Below are 2,914 nucleotides of genomic sequence, written 5' to 3'. Positions count from 1 at the left end.
ACCCTACACCCTACACCCCACACCCCACACCCCACACCCATTTTCACTTGTCTATGAGCGATTCTTACTCTACTGCCGTCGATAATCCAGCCTATACTGTTGAACAAGCGATCGCTAATATCCAGCAAAGAGAAGACCTAGGAGCGCGTTATTATGCTGCCTGGTGGTTGGGTAGATTTCGTGTTCGTCAACCGGAGGCGATTTCGGCGTTAATTGCCGCTTTAGAGGACGAAAGCGATCGCACTCCCGACGGCGGTTATCCCCTGCGACGCAACGCTGCCAGCGCTCTAGGGAAATTAGATGATCTCAGTTGTGTTCCCGCTTTGATTGCCTGTCTCGACTGCGAAGATTATTATGTGCGCGAATCGGCTGCCCAAGCATTGGCAATGCTTAAGGATCAAAGAGCGATCGCACCTTTGAAGAAACTATTAGAGGGTGGCATCGAAGTGGCCGTTTTAGTGGCGGGAAAACCCCATTTAGTCCAACCCTACGAGGCGATTATCGAAGCTTTGGGAACCCTGCAAGCGACGGCAGCGATTCCCCTGATCGAACCGTTTTTAAAGCATTTCGTCGAAAAAGTGCGTTATGCGGCTGCTCGCGCCCTCTATCAACTCACAGCTAACCCCCACTATGGCGATATTCTGATTAAGGCCTTGCAAGGGGAAGAATTACAGCTGCGTCGTTCTGCTTTAATGGATTTAGGCGCTACGGGTTATCTGCGGGCTGCCCCTGCGATCGCTAATACTTTGGCGGAAAATAGTCTGAAACTGGTTGCTCTCAAGGAACTTTTAGAAAACCATCTGAAAACCAATTCTAGTCACGAAAATATCTCCGAAATTCTCACTTTAATGGATGGTTTATTGTAATCAATAATTGGTTATTTTTTATCTAAATTCAAACCGATAAAATCCAGAGGTTTTATGATAATTCAAACTGATTATGTTGGCTGGCTGAACGAAACAATCACTCTTTTAAAACAAAAAAACTTTGATAAAGTTGACTGGGAAAACTTGATCGAGGAGATAGAAAGTTTGGGCAGAAGTCAAAAACGTGAACTCCGCAACCGGTTAACGACCATCTTAGAACACTGCCTCAAACTTTGCTATACTGATTACGTTGAGGATTATCGAGGTTGGCAAGAAACTATTAGGCGCAGTCAACGGGAACTAGAAGAACTTTTGAGCGATTCTCCTAGTTTAAAACCCTACTGGGAGCAAGTATTTTTAGATTGCTATGCCACGGCTTTAAAAAGCTTGCGAGATAACCCCAATTATCAATCCTTTAACTTTCCCGATGATTGTCCTTTTTCCCAAGAAATTAGTCAGATTTTACAGAAAAAAGTTTGGCGATAAAATTATCTTTAAAAGTTTGTTGGTGGGGTTAGGAGACGGTCAAATCTGAGACAATGTCCGATACATTTATACTTTATCTTTATGAGAAATGCTGTCAATGATTGGTTATTTTCTAGGAAAATTCAAACTCATAAAATCCAGAGGTTTTATGCTAATTCAAACCGATTATGTTGGGTGGCTGAACGAAACAATCACTCTGTTAAAACAAAAAAACTTTGATAAAGTTGACTGGGAAAACTTGAGCGAGGAGATAGAAAGTTTGCTAGTCTTAGGCTAAGTTTCTAGGTCATTGGTTTATGGGGTAGCCAAATATCCTAAAACAGCATAGAGTATTGATATTCATCCTGTTTATAAGACGATAAAAAAATCCATGGATATACCTGAGCCTTCCCATAGCCTGGCAAGTATAAAGAAGAATAAAGCAACAAGCACTGTTGGGCGTGGCAAAACTGTCCAACTTACTGAGAAACTAGCTTTTTCAGCTTGGAATAACAGCAGTGTTAGTCTGAGTCTTGGTAATAGCATTGAACATTATGATTCTTGGGAACAACCTATAGTAATAATCTCAGACGGAGGCTACGGTCTTTTAGGATTTGAAGGTGATACATCAGATCATCTTGACCTACCTGAATGGTATGAACCTCATGTGGAAGCTTGGTCGAAGTTGGCCTTGCCAAATACAACTCTTTGGTTTTGGAACTCAGAAATTGGCTGGGCTGTGGTACATCCAATACTTGAGAAATTTGGTTGGCGATATGTTAATTGTAATATATGGAATAAAGGAAAAGGTCATATTGCAGGTAATGTCAACACAGAAAAAATAAGGCGTTTTCCAGTGGTGACAGAGGTTTGCGTCCAATACGTTAGAGAAGTCAAAATTGCTGACTTAACACTTAAAGAATGGCTCCGAAAGGAATGGTTAAGATCGGGCTTACCTTTGCGTCAAGCTAATTTAGCTTGTGGTGTCGCAGATGCGGCAACAAGAAAATATTTTGATCAAGGACATTTATGGTATTTTCCCCCACCGGAAATGTTTGAAAAATTAGTTTTCTATGCCAACGAACACGGAAACCCAGAGGGAAAACCCTATTTTTCTAAAAATGGCCAGCGTCCTTTAACAGGTAAAGAGTGGGAGAAGATGCGCTCTAAATTTAATTGCCCTCATGGTTTTACAAATGTTTGGGATCGTTCAGCTTTGCGCGATGATGAACGAATTAAGTCTAAGGATGGTAAAGCTATTCACTTAAATCAAAAGCCACTGGATCTGATGAAATTAATTATTGAAGCTTCCAGTGAGGAACAAGATGTGGTTTGGGAACCATTTGGGGGGCTTTTCAGTGCCTCTTTAGCTGCCAATATCCTGAATCGAAAAGCTTTCGCTTGTGAAATTGACGAAACTTATTTCTATTATGGAGTCAAAAGATTTAGTCAAGTAGTTCATCGGAAATTTTGGGTCTGAAACCCCGCCGTTCTAGGTTGGCTTTACGTTAGAATTAAGAGGCCAGTCTCGAAAACCAAGTGGACGGCGCAGCACCTTGAAAACTCGGCTTAGGGGGTTCCGA

At 41.8% G+C, this 2,914-nt stretch carries 4 protein-coding genes; all 4 read left to right on the top strand.

Annotation, left to right across the window (positions count from 1 at the left end; all coding sequences use genetic code 11):
• Positions 1-53: 53 nt before the first annotated feature.
• A complete protein-coding gene (locus IQ242_RS21435) occupies positions 54-866 on the top strand; it encodes a HEAT repeat domain-containing protein (RefSeq protein WP_193961338.1) in 813 nt (270 codons plus the stop codon).
• A gap of 54 nt (positions 867-920) precedes the next feature.
• Positions 921-1,352, top strand: coding sequence for a DUF29 domain-containing protein (locus IQ242_RS21430; protein ID WP_193961337.1), 432 nt, complete (start codon positions 921-923; stop codon positions 1,350-1,352).
• A gap of 88 nt (positions 1,353-1,440) precedes the next feature.
• Positions 1,441-1,629 (top strand): DUF29 family protein, encoded by a 189-nt coding sequence (locus IQ242_RS27300; RefSeq protein ID WP_370583038.1) that lies wholly within the window; start codon positions 1,441-1,443, stop codon positions 1,627-1,629.
• A gap of 93 nt (positions 1,630-1,722) precedes the next feature.
• Positions 1,723-2,811: a DNA methyltransferase gene (locus IQ242_RS21420; RefSeq protein WP_185240308.1), complete on the top strand. Its 1,089-nt coding sequence runs from the start codon at positions 1,723-1,725 to the stop codon at positions 2,809-2,811.
• Positions 2,812-2,914 lie beyond the last annotated feature (103 nt).

This window comes from Microcystis sp. LEGE 08355 (assembly GCF_015207185.1).
Taxonomy (GTDB): Bacteria; Cyanobacteriota; Cyanobacteriia; order Cyanobacteriales; family Microcystaceae; genus Microcystis; species Microcystis panniformis.
The sequence above is the reverse complement of the archived record's forward strand: the minus strand, read 5'-3'. Positions and strand labels throughout refer to the sequence as shown.